This is a genomic window from Pantoea sp. Ap-870, from assembly GCF_011752515.1.
Lineage (GTDB): Bacteria > Pseudomonadota > Gammaproteobacteria > Enterobacterales > Enterobacteriaceae > Pantoea > Pantoea dispersa.
Genome location: NZ_VWXG01000005.1, coordinates 331,144 through 346,859, shown reverse-complemented (window position 1 = coordinate 346,859; position 15,716 = coordinate 331,144). Strand labels below are relative to the sequence as shown.

Annotated in this window: 14 protein-coding genes; 8 read left to right on the top strand and 6 right to left on the bottom strand. The window is 56.0% G+C overall.

The features are described 5' to 3' along the window. The first annotated feature begins 45 nt into the window (after window positions 1-45). From F3J41_RS15055 to F3J41_RS15035, 5 genes are all read left to right on the top strand, one after another. Entirely contained in the window at window positions 46-1,320 is a 1,275-nt protein-coding gene (locus F3J41_RS15055; RefSeq protein WP_031280211.1) for a YeaH/YhbH family protein, read from the top strand. Between the two features lie 231 nt (window positions 1,321-1,551). Further along, on the top strand, window positions 1,552-3,279 hold the full coding sequence (locus F3J41_RS15050) for a potassium/proton antiporter (protein ID WP_021510055.1): 1,728 nt from the start codon (window positions 1,552-1,554) through the stop codon (window positions 3,277-3,279). 75 nt (window positions 3,280-3,354) lie between these two features. Beyond that, on the top strand, window positions 3,355-3,588 hold the full coding sequence (locus F3J41_RS15045; protein WP_021510054.1) for a DUF1480 family protein: 234 nt from the start codon (window positions 3,355-3,357) through the stop codon (window positions 3,586-3,588). A gap of 378 nt (window positions 3,589-3,966) precedes the next feature. Beyond that, the gene (gene wbaP, locus F3J41_RS15040) at window positions 3,967-5,433 is read left to right on the top strand and encodes an undecaprenyl-phosphate galactose phosphotransferase WbaP (protein ID WP_059009707.1); all 1,467 of its coding nucleotides are present in this window, start codon (window positions 3,967-3,969) and stop codon (window positions 5,431-5,433) included. Between the two features lie 120 nt (window positions 5,434-5,553). Beyond that, window positions 5,554-6,747, top strand: coding sequence for a multidrug effflux MFS transporter (locus F3J41_RS15035; RefSeq protein WP_059009709.1), 1,194 nt, complete (start codon window positions 5,554-5,556; stop codon window positions 6,745-6,747). Here the strand turns inward: F3J41_RS15035 and dadX are convergent. Further along, on the bottom strand, window positions 6,740-7,810 hold the full coding sequence (dadX, locus tag F3J41_RS15030; RefSeq protein ID WP_058757726.1) for a catabolic alanine racemase DadX: 1,071 nt from the start codon (window positions 7,808-7,810) through the stop codon (window positions 6,740-6,742). The two genes, F3J41_RS15035 and dadX, sit on opposite strands and share 8 nt — an antisense overlap. A 21-nt stretch (window positions 7,811-7,831) precedes the next feature. Continuing rightward, the gene (locus F3J41_RS15025) at window positions 7,832-9,133 is read right to left on the bottom strand and encodes a D-amino acid dehydrogenase (RefSeq protein WP_059009711.1); all 1,302 of its coding nucleotides are present in this window, start codon (window positions 9,131-9,133) and stop codon (window positions 7,832-7,834) included. Between the two features lie 500 nt (window positions 9,134-9,633). Here F3J41_RS15025 and F3J41_RS15020 point away from each other — a divergent pair, with 500 nt between their 5' ends. Next, a complete protein-coding gene (locus F3J41_RS15020; RefSeq protein WP_031280208.1) occupies window positions 9,634-11,169 on the top strand; it encodes a SpoVR family protein in 1,536 nt (511 codons plus the stop codon). 324 nt (window positions 11,170-11,493) lie between these two features. On the opposite strand, the gene fadR is transcribed toward F3J41_RS15020, so the two are convergent. Next, window positions 11,494-12,213 carry a fatty acid metabolism transcriptional regulator FadR gene (gene fadR / locus F3J41_RS15015; protein ID WP_058757728.1) on the bottom strand — a complete coding sequence of 240 codons (720 nt, stop codon included), beginning with the start codon at window positions 12,211-12,213 and terminating at the stop codon, window positions 11,494-11,496. 309 nt (window positions 12,214-12,522) lie between these two features. Here fadR and dsbB point away from each other — a divergent pair, with 309 nt between their 5' ends. Then, window positions 12,523-13,053, top strand: coding sequence for a disulfide bond formation protein DsbB (dsbB, locus tag F3J41_RS15010; RefSeq protein ID WP_040679952.1), 531 nt, complete (start codon window positions 12,523-12,525; stop codon window positions 13,051-13,053). Window positions 13,054-13,109: 56 nt separating this feature from the next. Here the strand turns inward: dsbB and F3J41_RS15005 are convergent, their stop codons facing one another. The 3 genes from F3J41_RS15005 to F3J41_RS14995 all read right to left on the bottom strand — a co-directional run bounded on the left by F3J41_RS15005 (window position 13,110) and on the right by F3J41_RS14995 (window position 14,827). Then, entirely contained in the window at window positions 13,110-13,556 is a 447-nt protein-coding gene (locus F3J41_RS15005; RefSeq protein ID WP_021510046.1) for a YcgN family cysteine cluster protein, read from the bottom strand. A 65-nt stretch (window positions 13,557-13,621) separates the two neighbouring features. Beyond that, a complete protein-coding gene (locus tag F3J41_RS15000; RefSeq protein ID WP_021510045.1) occupies window positions 13,622-14,281 on the bottom strand; it encodes a fumarylacetoacetate hydrolase family protein in 660 nt (219 codons plus the stop codon). 270 nt (window positions 14,282-14,551) lie between these two features. After that, window positions 14,552-14,827: a YcgL domain-containing protein gene (locus F3J41_RS14995; protein ID WP_021510044.1), complete on the bottom strand. Its 276-nt coding sequence runs from the start codon at window positions 14,825-14,827 to the stop codon at window positions 14,552-14,554. Between the two features lie 153 nt (window positions 14,828-14,980). Between F3J41_RS14995 and minC the strand changes: the two genes are divergently transcribed. Then, complete coding sequence (gene minC, locus F3J41_RS14990; protein WP_021510043.1) at window positions 14,981-15,688, top strand: septum site-determining protein MinC; 708 nt, start codon at window positions 14,981-14,983, stop codon at window positions 15,686-15,688. The last annotated feature ends 28 nt before the right edge of the window (window positions 15,689-15,716 follow it).

The window sequence follows — 15,716 nt, the reverse complement described above, 5'->3', positions numbered from 1 at the left end:
CCGGATCCGTTCCGGCCTGGCTTACAGCGTAGTTTGGGGGAATTTATGGCCTATTTCATCGATCGGCGTCTTAACGGCAAGAATAAAAGTGCGGTCAACCGGCAGCGCTTTTTGCGCCGTTATAAGTCGCAAATCAAACAGTCGATCTCCGAGGCCATCAACAAGCGTTCGGTCACCGACGTGGAGAGTGGCGAATCGGTGTCGATTCCTGTTGACGACATCAACGAGCCGATTTTCCATCAGGGGCGCGGCGGCAGTCGTCATCGCGTGCATCCGGGGAACGACCACTTTGTGCAAAACGACCGCATTGAGCGGCCGCAGGGCGGCGGTGGTGGCGGCAGCGGTCAGGGCAATGCCAGCCAGGACGGAGAAGGTCAGGACGAGTTCGTGTTTCAGATATCGAAGGATGAGTACCTCGATCTGCTGTTTGAAGACTTAGCGCTGCCTAACCTGCGCAAAAATCAGCATCGCCAGCTCAATGAGTACAAAACTCACCGCGCGGGCTTCACCTCGAATGGCGTGCCGGCCAATATCAGCGTGGTGCGCTCGCTGCAAAACTCGCTGGCGCGAAGAACCGCCATGACCGCAGGCAAACGTCGTATGCTGCACGAACTTGAAGCCACACTGAGCGAAGTCGAAAACAGCGAGCCGGCGCAACTGCTGGAAGAGGAGCGGCTGCGTAAAGAGATTGCGGAACTGCGGGCGCGCATTGAGCGCGTGCCGTTTATCGACACCTTTGACCTGCGTTACAAGAATTTCGAGAAGCGGCCTGAACCGTCCAGCCAGGCGGTAATGTTCTGCTTAATGGACGTTTCCGGCTCGATGGACCAGGCAACCAAGGATATGGCGAAACGCTTTTATATCCTGCTCTATCTGTTCCTCAGCCGGACTTACAAAAACGTCGATGTGGTGTATATACGTCACCATACTCAGGCGAAAGAAGTCGATGAACAGGAGTTCTTCTACTCGCAGGAGACCGGCGGCACTATCGTCTCCAGCGCGCTTAAGCTGATGGACGAAGTGGTGAAAGAGCGTTATGACCCGTCGCAGTGGAATATCTATGCGGCGCAGGCCTCGGACGGCGATAACTGGGCGGATGACTCACCGTTGTGTCATGAAATTCTGGCGAAGCATATTCTGCCGGTGGTGCGCTATTACAGCTACATTGAGATTACCCGACGGGCGCACCAGACCCTGTGGCGCGAGTATGAGCATTTGCAGGCGATGTTTGATAACTTTGCCATTCAGCACATCCGCGAGCCGGAAGACATCTACCCGGTATTTCGTGAGCTTTTCCATAAACAGGTCGCTGAAGCCTGATTTTACCAGCCGGTCACCGACCGGCTTTTTCTTTCCCCCGCCCGGCTTAACCCCTCTGAAAACCCTGCTGTTTTTCTGTGCGGATTTAACCTTCTATGGGATAGCGCGCCACAGAATGAAAAAATGTGCAATTAACCGCTGACAAGCTATTGATAAGGCATTATCTTTTCACCTTGTCTGTGTGAATTGCCCGCAATTTGCTTTTTTACGCCCCGCCGCAGGAGAACGCCGTTGAATGCCAGCATGATTTACAGTTTGTTCATTATTGGTTCCGTGCTGGTCGCAGCAAGTATTCTGCTGAGCTCCTTCTCGTCGCGTCTCGGTATCCCGATTCTGGTGATCTTCCTGGCGCTGGGGATGCTGACCGGCGTGGACGGCATCGGCGGCATTGCTTTTGATAACTACCCGGTGGCCTATCTGGTGTCCAACCTGGCGCTGGCCATCATTCTGCTTGATGGCGGCATGCGCACCAAGGCCAGCTCGTTCAAGGTGGCACTTGGTCCGGCGCTGTCGCTGGCCACCGTTGGCGTGATGATTACCGCCGGGCTCACCGGTCTGGCTGCCGCCTGGCTGTTTAAGCTCGATCTGATGCAGGGCTTCCTGATTGGCGCCATTATCGGCTCGACCGACGCCGCAGCGGTGTTTTCACTGCTGGGCGACAAAGGGCTTAACGAGCGCGTCAGTTCCACGCTGGAGATTGAATCAGGCAGCAACGATCCAATGGCGGTGTTTCTTACCATTACGCTGATCGACATGATCCAGCAGGGGCAGAGCGGCCTGAGCTGGATGTTTGTGGTGCATCTGGTGCAGCAGTTCGGCCTGGGCATTGTGCTCGGACTGGGCGGCGGCTGGGCGCTGCAGCAACTGATCAATCGCATCAGCCTGGCACAAGGGCTCTATCCGCTGCTGGCGCTGAGCGGCGGCATTATCGTGTTTGCCCTGACCACGGTGATGGAAGGCAGCGGCATTCTGGCGGTCTATCTGTGTGGTTTCCTGCTGGGCAACAGCCCGATTCGTAACCGCCACGGCATTCTGCAAACTTTCGACGGCATGGCCTGGCTGAGCCAGATTGGAATGTTTATCGTGCTCGGCCTGCTGGTGACGCCGTCTGATCTGTGGCATATCGCGCTGCCGGCGATGATTCTCTCGCTGTGGCTGATTCTGGTGGCGCGTCCGCTGTCGATTCTGGTCGGGCTGCTGCCGTTTAAAGGCTTTACCGGACGTGAACGCATCTTTATCAGCTGGGTAGGCCTGCGCGGTGCGGTGCCGATCATCCTCGCGGTGTTCCCGATGATGGCCGGGCTGGAGAATTCCAAACTCTACTTCAATATCGCCTTCTTCGTGGTACTGGTATCTCTGATGCTGCAGGGCACGTCGCTGGGCTATGCCGCTAAACGGGCTAAGGTGGTGGTACCGCCGACCGCATCGCCCATCAGCCGCGTCGGGCTGGATATCCATCCGGAAAATCCGTGGGAGCAGTTCGTTTACCAGCTCAGCGCCGACAAATGGTGTGTTGGTGCGGCGCTGCGCGATTTGCAAATGCCGCGCGAAACGCGCATTGCCGCCCTGTTCCGCGATAACGCGCTGATGCACCCCAACGGCAATACGCGTCTGAAAGAGGGTGACGTGCTGTGCGTTATCGGCCGCGAGCGCGATTTGCCGGCGCTGGGCAAAATGTTCAGCCAGACGCCGCCGGTGGCGCTGGATCAGCGCTTCTTTGGTGACTTTATCCTTGATGCCGAGGCGCGCCTGCGCGATGTCGCACAGATCTATGGCCTGGAGCTCGATGAAGAGACCAACGATCAGCAGTCGCTCGGCCAGTTGATTATGGGTCTGCTCGGCAGCACGCCGGTGGTAGGAGATCAGGTCGAGTGGAACCAACTGACGTGGACAGTGGCGGAAAAAGAGGATAACCAAATCGTCAAAATCGGGGTGCGCGTGCGGGAAGAGAAGGAATAATCTGAGGCCGTATCGCTCGTAAACTGCGTGTCAGCGTCTATGATCACTATTCCACCCAGCAAACGGGAGAAGATGATGGGACACGTGGTGAAGATTGGTCGTTACGAGATCGTCGATGCAGTAATGGATGTGGAGAAGCTGGATACCGTCGGCATCCCCTGCCATACCAACCCCGGCCTGAGTTATCAGCTCGACGGCTGGGATCATGAAACCAGCGTACCGGCGTGGATTGATGGCGAACCGGTCGATCTGCAGATCGGCCACTATGACAAGCAGCAAGACCGCTGGGTATTGAAAAAACCGGCCTGATATTTTCCTCACCGCCATTCACTTTGACTGGCGGTCATTCCGAAAAGTAGTCTTAAAATAGTCTGTTATTTCTCGGCACCTTTTACTTTTAATATTATTTTTCAAGAGATTAGGCAGTTTATACTTTAATCAAATATTGTTTTTTCAGACTCTTTCCATATTAACTCTGTCAAATAACTCCTGCATACTCTTAAACGTTGCTGCAGCTTTTCGTGACGTAAATCACGTCTCAAACGGCCCTTTCCATGCAGCGCTTATGGCAGCACTGACTCATATCTCGCTGAATATTATTTTATTTCTGCTTTCAGCGGACGACTCCTGAGCGCGTACTTGATTCTGGTCAGGCCATCTTTTACTTAAGAAAAGAGAGCAGGTTTTATGGCAAGTACATTGGTAATGAACGATGCAACCCGCTCGTGGAGCGGACTGCGCAAAAATCTCATCGCGAAAGTGGCACTCAGCTTTTCGGATTTAATTGCACTGAACCTGGCATTATTTTTATCCGCGGCCACCGTCCAGGGTATTTGGGGAGAACTGGACAGTTTTATTCCGCCGCAGCAAATTGAATACCGCTTTGTCGCACAGTTAGGTCTGTCAGTGCTGTGCACAGCCTGGTTCTGGGTGCGTATGCGCCACTACACCTATCGCAAACCGTTCTGGTTTGAGTTGAAAGAAATCGTCAAAACGCTGTTTGTGTTTTCGCTGCTGGATCTGGCGCTGATTGCCTTTTCCAAATGGGACTTCTCGCGCATGGTGTGGGTGTTTAGCTGGACCTATGCCCTGCTGCTGCTGCCGCTAATGCGCGCCGGCGTGAAGCGTGCCATCAACCGCGCTGGTCAGTGGCAAAAAGAGACCATTATCATCGGCTCCGGTAAAAACGCCATGGAAGCCTACGCAGCGCTGCAGAGCGAGGAGATCCTCGGCTATAACGTGCAGGCGTTTATCTCGCTGGACGATGAGCCTCACCAGGAAAGTGTTAACGGCGTGCCGGTTATTACCTGGAAAGACATCAACTGGCAAACCATGGACCGTGACAACACGCAATTTATCGTCGCCACCGAATTTGAACAGCAGGTGGTGCGCGATAAATGGCTGAAGTTTTTGTCCAAGATGAAATGCCGCTCAATTTCGGTTATCCCGACGCTGCGCGGTGTGCCGCTGTATGGCACCGATATGTCGTTTATCTTCAGCCATGAAGTGATGATTCTGCGCGTCAGTAACAACCTGGCGAAACGCTCATCGCGTTTCCTCAAGCGCACTTTCGACGTAGTGGTTGCCTCCCTGCTGCTGCTGTTTCTTGCCCCGGTGTTCGGTCTGCTGTGCTGGATGGTAAAACGCGATGGCGGCAATGCCATTTATGGCCACGAACGCGTCGGTCAGGATGGCGTGAAATTTAAGTGCCTGAAGTTCCGTTCAATGGTGACCAACTCGCAGGAGGTGCTGCAGAATCTGCTGGCCAACAGTGCCGAAGCGCGCGCTGAGTGGGATCGTGATTTCAAACTGAAGAACGATCCGCGCATCACCAAAATCGGTGGCTTCCTGCGTAAAACCAGCCTGGATGAACTGCCCCAGCTGTGGAACGTGATTCGTGGCGAAATGAGTCTGGTGGGACCGCGTCCGGTGATTGAAGCTGAGCTGGAACGCTACGCCGGCGATGTCGACTACTATCTGATGGCCAAACCGGGCATGACCGGTCTGTGGCAGGTCAGCGGGCGTAACGATATCGACTACGACACGCGCGTCTATTTTGACTCCTGGTACGTGAAGAACTGGGCGTTGTGGACCGACATCGCCATTCTGTTCAAAACCGCTGGCGTGGTGCTGCGCCGCGACGGTGCTTACTGATACCCTCGACGCGATGTCTGCGCTGTGCCGGCAGACATCGCCTTTTCGTTTTAGCCCTTTCTTTTTGGCCGCAGACTCATTACCCTTCTCGCCTGTTTAACAGGACGTTACTGGTTCGTAATGCAAAAGTTTACCCTACTTCTTTTGAGCCTGGTGCTGCTGGCACCGCTGGGCATCGATCTCTACCTCCCCACGCTGCCGCAGATTGCCGACGGTCTTAACAGCCCGGTCAGTCTGATCCAGACCACCATTCCGCTGTTTTTGCTGGTGATGGGTATCGGTCAGCTGGTTACTGGTCCGCTGGTGGATAATTTTGGCCGTAAGCCGATCGCGCTGATCGGCCTCGCGCTCTACATCATCGGTAGCGCAGTGGCCGCAACCGCCACCGTCTGGCCGGTGTTCTTCCTGGCGCGCCTGATTCAGGGCTGTGCGGTATGCTGTAGTGCGGTGGTGGCATTTAGCGGCGTGCGCGATCGGCTGAGCGGCGATGCCGCGGCGCGGGCTTATGGTTTCCTCAATGGCGCGCTGAACATCGTGCCAGCGCTGGCACCGCTGCTCGGCGGTATTCTGGCGGAAGCCTATGGCTGGCGTGCGCCCTTCTGGTTCCTGTGCGGCTATGCGCTGGTGATTGCCGTTATTGTGGTGGTCGCACTGCCGGAAACGCGTCCGGCGGACACGCTGCGCGTTAAAGGGCTGCCGCTGGCGCAGTATGCTGCCATCGCCCGGCAGCCGCGCTTTCTCGCTTTCGCCTTTGCCAACGCGGGCGCGCTCGGCATGGTGCTGACCTACGTTTCGCTGGCACCGCACGTGTTGATGACCGAAGGTGGCCTGACGCCGCTGCAATTCTCCTTTGCCTTTGGCGCCAACGGTTTCTGGATCATGCTGGTGAGTGCCTTCGTCAATAAAACCATTCGTAAAGCGGGCCGCCCGTTTTGTCTCGCCATGGGGTTTGTCACCATGCTGCTCGGTGCGCTGCTGCTGGTGGCGGGGATGACGCTGTTTCCTGCGGCCTGGCAAACCCACTGGTCGCTGTACATGATTCCGGTGGCGATCTCGGTGGCCGGCCTGGCCTTCACCGTCGGGCCGGCCACCAGCTATGCGCTGGAGCCGTATCAGCAGCAGGCGGGTGTGGCGGCGGCGCTGCAGGGATTTATTCAGATGGCGGGCGGTGCGGGTGGCAGCCTGGCGATGGTGGCGCTGCCGGTGGCAGAGAAATCAGCGTTAGCGCTGATGATGCTGGTGGGTGCAGCGCTGGCGCTGATCGCCTGGCGCTGCAGTAAGAACATGCGTGGTACAGTTACGGCGCTTAACTAAGCGTGACCGGGACGCGCGGCGCGAGTGCACACATTAGCTCGTAGCCTACCGTTCCGGCGGCTTTCGCCACCTCATCAATTTTCACCTCGTTGCCCCACAGCTCCACGCGCGAACCGATACCCGCCTGCGGGCAGGGCTCGAGGTCAATCATCATCATGTCCATCGAGATCGCCCCGAGCGTTTGCGTGCGGATGCCATCAACGCTGACCGGCGTACCGGTCGGCGCATGGCGCGGATAGCCGTCAGCATAGCCACAGGCCACAATACCGATACGCTGTGGCGCGGCCGCGTGGTAGCGGTAACCGTAGCCAACACCCTCGCCGGCACCGATCTGCTGTATGCCAATAATTTCACTGCTGAGCGTCATTACCGGCTGCAGACCGGTACTGGCGATATCCTGCCAGTCGCCGCTCGGTGACGCCCCGTAGAGAATAATGCCGGGCCGCACCCAGTCAAAATGCGCCTGCGGATGCCACAGCGTGGTCGCTGAGTTGGCAAGCGAACGCGGACAGTTCAGCCCTTCCGCCGCCTGTTCGACGCGCTGCATCGGTTCCACCAGCCCTTGCGGGTTTTCCGCATCGGCAAAGTGCGCCATCAGCGTCATTTCCCCCACGTTGGGCAACGCACGCAGCTTGTGCCAGGCCGCCTGTGCCTGTTCCGGACGAAAACCGAGACGGTTCATGCCGCTATTGATCTTCAGATAAACATCGACTGGCGCCGACAGCTGCGCCTTCGCCAGCGCCTGAATCTGCCAGTTACTGTGTACGCTGGTGGTCAGGCGATAGCGATCGATCAGCGTCAGGTCATCGGCGTGAAAGAAGCCTTCCAGCAGCAGAATTGGCTTTTTCCAGCCCTGCTCGCGCAGCAGGATCGCCTCTTCCATATTCAGCAGCGCGAAACCGTCGGTCTCCGCCAGACTCTGCCATACGCGGGCAATGCCGTGGCCGTAGGCATTGGCCTTCACCACTGACCAGACGCGCGCGTGCGGTGCCGCCTGACGCACAATCGCCAGATTGTGGCGCAGCGCCTGTTGATTAATGGTGGCACCCGTAGGACGTGACATGTTTTTACTCTCCCTGAAGTATCAGCGCGTCGCGCTGGCATTACGCAGCGGCGATGCCGGGGCCGCAAAGCCCGGCAGGTAACGCAGCACCGACAAGTCGTCGGCGGCGATGGCCGGTTTACGTCCCGAAATCAGATCGGCCAGCAACTGGCCGGAACCACAGGCCATCGTCCAGCCCAGCGTACCGTGCCCGGTGTTCAGCCAGAGATTGGTCAGCGGCGTGCGCCCGACAATTGGCGTGCCATCCGGCGTCATCGGGCGCAGTCCGGTCCAGAACGTAGCCTGTTCAACATACCCGCCTTCAGGATAGAGATCGCGGACCACCATCTCCAGCGTTTCACGTCGTGCCGGCAACAGTTTGGTGTTAAAACCAACGATTTCGGCCATGCCACCGACGCGAATGCGGTCATCAAAGCGTGTTACCGCCACTTTATAGGTTTCATCCAGAATGGTGGAGAGCGGCGCGCCCTGCGGATCTTTGATCGGGATAGTGAGGGAATAGCCTTTCAGCGGATAGACCGGAATCGACACGATGTCTTTCAGCAGCGCCGTAGAGTAAGAGCCAAAGGCCACGACGTAAGCATCGGCTTTGATGACCTCATCGCCGCACTTCACGCCATAGATGCGATTGCCTTCGCGCAACAGCTGATCCACCGACGTGTCATAACGGAAAGTGACGCCGGCTGCGGCTGCCATCGCCGCCAGACGCTGGGTAAACAGCTGGCAGTCACCGGTTTCGTCATTCGGCAGGCGCAGGCCGCCGGTCAGCTTGTGCGCGGTACCCGCCAGCGCCGGCTCCACGCTGTGCAGCTGATGCGCTTCCAGCAGCTCATAGGGCACCCCCGCTTCACGCAGTACCGCGATGTCTTTGCTGGCGCTGTCAAACTGTTGCTGCGTGCGGAACAGCTGCAAAGTGCCGCCCTGGCGCCCTTCATAGGCGATACCGGTGCTGCTGCGCAGTGCCTTCAGGCAGTCGCGGCTGTATTCGGCGATACGCACCATACGGCCCTTATTTTCCTGGTAGTGACGCATGTCGCAGTTGCGTAGCATGTTCCACATCCACTCCAGCTGGAATTTGCTGCCGTCGAGTCGCACTGCCAGCGGCGCATGCTTCTGAAACATCCACTTTACCGCCTTAAGCGGTACACCGGGCGCCGCCCAGGGTGCCGCATAGCCGGGCGAAATTTGCCCGGCATTGCCGGCACTGGTTTCCAGCGCCGCGCCGGGCTGGCGATCGATTACGGTGACGTCATGCCCCGCCTGCGCCAGATACCACGCACTGGCTACCCCTACGACACCACTACCCAGAATGACTACGCGCATAAGCCCCTCATCGCGAAAAGCATAATTAACTGGTATCACCATCGGGTTTAGCATAACCCGATGGCTGAACTGATATTACATTCGACCCTTTCATTTCACATGTTTTTCACTTAACTGCACACTGAAATCATGCGCTCGCGCCAAAATCAGAGTTTTTTGTGCCTTAAAAGCGTTAACCAGCGAATTATTATGCGAAAGGCAGAGCATCTCACTTTTTTCAGGAGAAAGCGCCGCAGTCATATCGCGCGCTTATAAACAGGATTTAATGCTGCAATTTATCACCCAGATAACACATAACCTTATTAGCTACCAAAGCACGCCTATTATGATGATTTTGTACCAAAAGAATTCGATTGAGTTCCCGCATCGGATAAGCGACAGTGGACTATCATTGAAGTGTTCGCTCAGTTTTTTTTGGGCTGTCTTTCTCAGGATGAAGCCTTAAACGATCGTGACAGGTGACACTCTGTTGCCTGCCGCTTGCAAAACAGAGGTGCGCTATGACGACAATGTTTGACGAGCCAACCCGCAACAGCAAACGACTCAGTGACGGTCCCGACTGGACCTTTGAGCTGCTTGATGTCTACCTGGCGGAGATCGACCGCGTGGCCAAAAGCTATGGGCTCGATACCTACCCGCACCAAATCGAAGTGATCACCTCCGAGCAGATGATGGATGCGTACTCCAGCGTGGGGATGCCCATCAATTATGCCCACTGGTCGTTCGGCAAGAAGTTCATCGAAACCGAGCAGCGCTATAAACATGGTCAGCAGGGACTGGCGTATGAAATCGTCATTAACTCGAATCCCTGTATCGCTTACCTGATGGAAGAGAACACCATGACCATGCAGGCGCTGGTGATGGCGCACGCCTGCTATGGCCACAACTCTTTCTTCAAAAACAACTACCTGTTCCGCAGCTGGACCGATGCCAGCTCAATTGTCGATTATCTGCTGTTCGCGCGTAACTACATCTCTGATTGCGAAGAGCGTTATGGCGTGGAAGAGGTCGAGCGACTGCTGGACTCCTGTCATGCGCTGATGAACTATGGCGTCGATCGCTATAAACGCCCGCAAAAGATTTCGCTGCAGGAAGAGAAAGCGCGGCAGAAAAGCCGGGAAGAGTATCTGCAGAGCCAGGTCAATACGCTGTGGCGCACCCTGCCACGCAAAGAGAAAGAGTTTACTCAGGTCGAGGCGGCGCGCTATCCCTCTGAGCCGCAGGAAAACCTGCTGTACTTTATGGAAAAGAACGCGCCACTGCTGGAGTCGTGGCAGCGTGAAGTGCTGCGCATTGTGCGTAAAGTCAGCCAGTATTTTTACCCGCAGAAACAGACCCAGGTGATGAATGAAGGCTGGGCGACCTTCTGGCACTACACCATTCTGAATCACCTGTACGATGAGGGCAAAGTGTCGGAGCGCTTTATGATGGAGTTCCTGCACAGCCATACCAACGTGGTGTATCAGCCGCCGTATAACAGCCAGTGGTATAACGGTATCAACCCGTATGCGCTGGGCTTTGCCATGTTCCAGGACATCAAGCGCATCTGTCAGTCGCCAACTGAGGAAGATCGCTACTGGTTCCCGGACATCGCCGGCTCCGACTGGCTTAAGACGCTGCATTTCGCCATGCGCGAGTTTAAAGACGAGAGTTTTATCAGCCAGTTCCTGTCGCCGAAAGTGATGCGGGATTTCCGTCTGTTTACGGTAATGGACGACGATCGTAATAACTATCTTGAGATTGCCGCCATTCATGATGAGGCGGGATATCGCGCGATTCGTCAGCAGCTGTCAGCGCAGTACAATCTGAGCAATCTGGAGCCGAATATTCAGGTGTACAACGTTGACCTGCGCGGTGACCGTTCTCTGACGCTACGCTATGTGCCGCAGCAGCGCGCCCCGCTCGATAAGAGCCGTCGCGATGTGCTGAAGCATGTGCATCGGCTGTGGGGTTTTGATGTCAATCTGGAACAGCAGAACGAAGATGGCAGCGTGGAGCTGCTGGATCGCTGTCCGGCGCGCGGACCGGCGCTTTAAACAAAATCTCCATGCTCAGGGACGAGCATTTATCATCCTGCGTTGTAAGCCCCTAATCTCACAGATAATCCTGCACCAACTTCACAGACAGTCAGTATCCGCTGATGCGGCGGGCTATTCGCAGCGCTGAGGCTTTTACGTTGCGCCAGGAGATTCCCGCGGGGAGGCGGGAATCAGGCCGGGCCGGTCAGGAAGACCGATACCGGCCGGTCCGTCAGGCGCAACGTGAACGCCGAAGGTACCGCGTAAGCGGCGCGAGGAGCAGCCCGGCAGCAGCGGATACTGGCTGTCCGGGACAGGAGCCCGCCAAACCTTAGTGCGCTGTTAGCGCTTACTGCTCAAATCATCCGGCATGCTTTTCTGCATACTGTGCCAGATTTCACCGCTGCGGCGGCCGTAGTTACGCACGCTGTCGACGATCTGATCCTGCGTCGGCTGTTTGCCACACAGATCCGCCAGCTGACGATAAAAGTTACGCGCCAGTTCACGCGCTTCCGGATTTGAGAAGTAATGGCGGCCAACGCGGGTGTACAGCCCTTTCAGACCGTTGAGAATCAGGCCGTAAATCGGGTTGCCGGAAGCAAAGGCCAGGCCGCGAAATACGCGGTAATCCAGCTCGGTATAGGCTTCAGCCTGATCTTCCTCGCTCAGCGCACTCTCCAGCACTTCACGCGCCTTATCCGGATGATGGCGCAGCGCGCGGCTGATAAAGATCGACGCGATATTGGTGCGCACTGACAGCAGGTTATCAATTAACTGCGGCACACTGTCGTGGTCAAGACGGGCGAGCGTTTCGAGGATATTAAGACCAGACGTTTCCCAGAAATCATTGACGCGGGTGGGTTTACCATGCTGAATGGTCAGCCAGCCATCACGAGCCAGCCGCTGCAGCACTTCACGCAGAGTGGTGCGGGTCACGCCGATCAGTTCAGAAAGCTCACGTTCGGCAGGAAGAATCGATCCCGGCGGAAAACGGCTGTTCCAGATGCTTTCAATTATGTACTCTTCAGCGAATCCTGCAGGGCTCTGTGCCTTAATCACCATAGCATTTATTTCTCATTGCTTTCTTTGTCGTAATGGCACTCATCATACCAGAGGGGTCATAGCGGAAATAGCCTGCCAGCGGATTAAAAGCGCGCGCTGGCGCAAAATTCAGCAGCTGCGCAGCGAAAAAAGCCGTGGGTTACGCTGCGCTTGCGTGGGCGCTTTTGATACCGTGTGCTAAAAGCCACGATTTTTTGGCGTGGATCAGGGATAAGTCATTTTTATACATGATTTTTTCCGCCTGGCTGGCTGGCACGGGTACGCTTTTGGTTTACACTGCGATGCATTAACGGCTACGGGAAAAGCAATATGTTGCGATACTTGAATCAATGCTCACGCGGACGCGGTGCCTGGTTATTAATGGCCCTGACCGCCCTGGTTTTTGAACTGGTTGCGCTGTTCTTTCAGCACGTAATGGGACTGCAACCCTGCGTAATGTGTATCTATGAGCGTTGTGCGCTGTTTGGCGTCATGGGCGCCGGCCTGGTGGGTGCAATTGCGCCTAAAACGCCGCTGCGCTGGGCAGCCATCGCCATCTGGCTCTACAGCGCTTATGAAGGGGTACGCCTCTCTTATGAGCACACCATGATTCAGCTGCACCCCAACCCGTTTGTGACCTGCGATTTTGCTGCTCGCTTCCCGAGCTGGCTGCCGCTGGATAAATGGCTGCCGGCGGTATTTGTCGCCAGCGGTGACTGCGCGGAACGCGGATGGACTTTCCTGACCTGGAGCATGCCGCAGTGGATGATCGTGATTTTTGCCGCTTATCTGCTGGTGGGCATTCTGGTATTGATTGCGCAACCGTTCAAAGCAAAACGTCGCGATCTGTTTGGTCGCTGAGTTCAGTCAAACAAAGTCTCAGACGAAACAGGCAGCCGCGGCTGCCTGTTGCGTTATCAGCCGTTCCGATCCGGCCGGTCAATAATGTGTTCTTCCCAGTCGCGCACTTCACTCTCGCGCACCGCGATGTATCGCACCGAAATACGCTGAGCATGCATCGCCTTCTTCGACCCGGCAATCAGCGGGTGCCATGCCGGCAGCGTTTTGCCCTCCCCTAACAGCCGGTAAGCGCAGGTGCGCGGCAGCCAGTTAAAGGTGGTGAGATTCTCGCGCGTCAGCTTGATGCAATCTTCTTCGTACTCGAAGCGACGCTCATAATTGCGGCACTGACAGGTCTTGATGTTGAGCTGATTGCAGGCGACGTTAGTGAAGTAAATCTCATCGGTATCCGCATCCTGCAACTTATTCAGACAGCACTGTCCACAGCCGTCGCACAGCGATTCCCACTCTGCGTCGTTCATTTGGTCCAGGCGTTTGGTCTGCCAGAAAGGTTGGTCGGTCATGATAGCGGTCCGGGTTGAGCAACAAGACCGCACCTTATAAAGCTTCAGGTGCGGTGATGCAAGTATTACAGTACGCGGGTGCTGATACCGTGACCGGCCAGCGACACTTCCAGCTTATCGCCGGAGCGCAGCGGGCCCACGCCTTCAGGCGTACCGGTCAGCACCACGTCACCGGCGCGCAGCGTGAAGTACTGGCTCATGTAAGCAATCAGCGGCAGAATTTTGTGGATCATATCTGCCGTAGTGCCGTGCTGGCGCACCTCGCCGTTAATGACCAGCTTGAGTTCGGCATCCTGCGGATCGACGCTGAATTCAGCCGCCGGGATAAACCCGGACAGCGGACAGGAGTTATCGAAACTCTTGGCGCGCTCCCATGGCTGACCGGCTTTCTTAAACCCGGCCTGCAGATCGCGCAGCGTTAAATCCAGCGCGACGCCATAACCGGCAATCGCTTTCGCCACGTGCTCTTCACTGGCCTGCTTCAGGGTAGCGCCAATCAGCACCGCCAGCTCCACTTCATGATGCACCTCACCAAAGCTGGCCGGGATCGACAGTGGCTGCCGCAAATCGCACACCGCGGTTTCCGGTTTGATAAACACCACCGGCTCACTCGGGGTGGCGCTGCCCATCTCTTTAATATGCTTTGCATAGTTGCTGCCGACGCACACCACTTTGCTGACCGGATAATCCAACAGCGCGCCCTGCCAGTTACGATGCTGATACATGCTAATCCCCTGCTTGAGTTGAGTTAGGTGCCAGCCGCGCTGGCGAAGATGTCTCATCAGCCGCCGGAACGTGGCAGGCTGCTGAGCACTATATTAGCGGGTTTATCGCGGCGCACGTGACGGAAAGCGGCAAAAGCCGTTCCCCTGTTCATCAGGTCCGCCGCTTAAGACAACGATTATTGCCCACAATAATGGGTTAAGGTGAGCAATTAAATTAATGCCGAAGCACTGATTATATTTACAGGATATATTTTTACAGATGAATCTGAATTAAACTTTTTTACCCTGTTCAAGATGAATGTTGAGCAGACTTTCAACCGGTGGTGGGATCTGCAAATAATAACCTTGTTCGCTTAAACCCTGCTTCACTTTATTGATGTCAGCGTTGGCCAGCCTGTCGCGCTGGTCGAGCGACAGCACCATCGCCAGCTGCGGTTTACCAAAGCCGCGCAGCAATTCTTCCGGGACGCGCGAAAAATCGTCTTTTTTTTCTACATACAGATAAGTCTGGTCACGTTGCGGGCTTCTATAGATCACACAAAACATATTTTTTACTCGAATTAACTAAGGGCGTCACTTGCCTGAATATAGCAGTAACTATAACATGCTTGCAGAACTTCGAATATTGACCCGCGGATGTTAATGACGATTTTATCGGCGTTTACTTCAGGGTCGTAAAACAGGACTGAGTCAGGACAGATGTCGCAATCGCCAATCGAATTCAAGGGCAGCAGTTTTACCCTGTCAGTTGTTCATCTGCACCATTCGCAACCCGAGGTGATTCGTCAGGCGCTGCAGGACAAAATCGACCAGGCCCCGGCTTTTCTGCACAACGCGCCGGTGGTGCTGAACGTGTCAGCCCTGAACGGTGACATCAACTGGAAGCAGATGCAGCAGGCTGTCAGCGCCACCGGCTTACGCATTGTGGGCGTGAGCGGCTGTAAAGATGAAGCCCTGAAAAAGATGATTGCCCGCGCTGGCCTGCCGGTGCTGTCAGAGGGTAAAGAGAACCGCAAACGCGCTGATGCGCCCGCGCCGGAGCCGGAAGCGGTCGCGCCGCCGGTCAGCGAACCGGCCAGCAAAACGCGTATCATCAATACGCCAGTGCGTTCCGGTCAGCAGATTTACGCGCGCAACGCCGATTTGATCGTCACCAGCAGCGTCAGCGCCGGTGCCGAACTGGTGGCTGACGGCAACATTCATATTTACGGCATGATGCGCGGCCGCGCGCTGGCCGGTGCCAGCGGCGATCGCGACTGCCAGATTTTTTGCACCAACCTGTCAGCAGAGTTGGTCTCCATTGCCGGCGAATACTGGATCATGGACCAGATCCCGGCGGAATTCTTTGGTAAAGCTGCGCGCCTGTGCCTTAAAGAGGGCGCGCTCACCATCCAGACACTTAATTAGGCCCCTTTTCTTTCGTTAAGGAAATCAA

What these genes read in the sequence shown, in the direction of transcription:
- F3J41_RS15045 (WP_021510054.1), top strand. Translation starts at nt 3,355, where the DNA reads ATGGGACACGTGGTGAAGATTGGTCGTTACGAGATCGTCGATGCAGTA.
- fadR (WP_058757728.1), bottom strand. Translation starts at nt 12,213, where the DNA reads ATGGTGATTAAGGCACAGAGCCCTGCAGGATTCGCTGAAGAGTACATA.
- dadX (WP_058757726.1), bottom strand. Translation starts at nt 7,810, where the DNA reads ATGTCACGTCCTACGGGTGCCACCATTAATCAACAGGCGCTGCGCCAC.
- minC (WP_021510043.1), top strand. Translation starts at nt 14,981, where the DNA reads ATGTCGCAATCGCCAATCGAATTCAAGGGCAGCAGTTTTACCCTGTCA.
- F3J41_RS15055 (WP_031280211.1), top strand. Translation starts at nt 46, where the DNA reads ATGGCCTATTTCATCGATCGGCGTCTTAACGGCAAGAATAAAAGTGCG.
- wbaP (WP_059009707.1), top strand. Translation starts at nt 3,967, where the DNA reads ATGGCAAGTACATTGGTAATGAACGATGCAACCCGCTCGTGGAGCGGA.
- F3J41_RS14995 (WP_021510044.1), bottom strand. Translation starts at nt 14,827, where the DNA reads ATGTTTTGTGTGATCTATAGAAGCCCGCAACGTGACCAGACTTATCTG.
- F3J41_RS15000 (WP_021510045.1), bottom strand. Translation starts at nt 14,281, where the DNA reads ATGTATCAGCATCGTAACTGGCAGGGCGCGCTGTTGGATTATCCGGTC.
- dsbB (WP_040679952.1), top strand. Translation starts at nt 12,523, where the DNA reads ATGTTGCGATACTTGAATCAATGCTCACGCGGACGCGGTGCCTGGTTA.
- F3J41_RS15035 (WP_059009709.1), top strand. Translation starts at nt 5,554, where the DNA reads ATGCAAAAGTTTACCCTACTTCTTTTGAGCCTGGTGCTGCTGGCACCG.
- F3J41_RS15020 (WP_031280208.1), top strand. Translation starts at nt 9,634, where the DNA reads ATGACGACAATGTTTGACGAGCCAACCCGCAACAGCAAACGACTCAGT.
- F3J41_RS15005 (WP_021510046.1), bottom strand. Translation starts at nt 13,556, where the DNA reads ATGACCGACCAACCTTTCTGGCAGACCAAACGCCTGGACCAAATGAAC.
- F3J41_RS15025 (WP_059009711.1), bottom strand. Translation starts at nt 9,133, where the DNA reads ATGCGCGTAGTCATTCTGGGTAGTGGTGTCGTAGGGGTAGCCAGTGCG.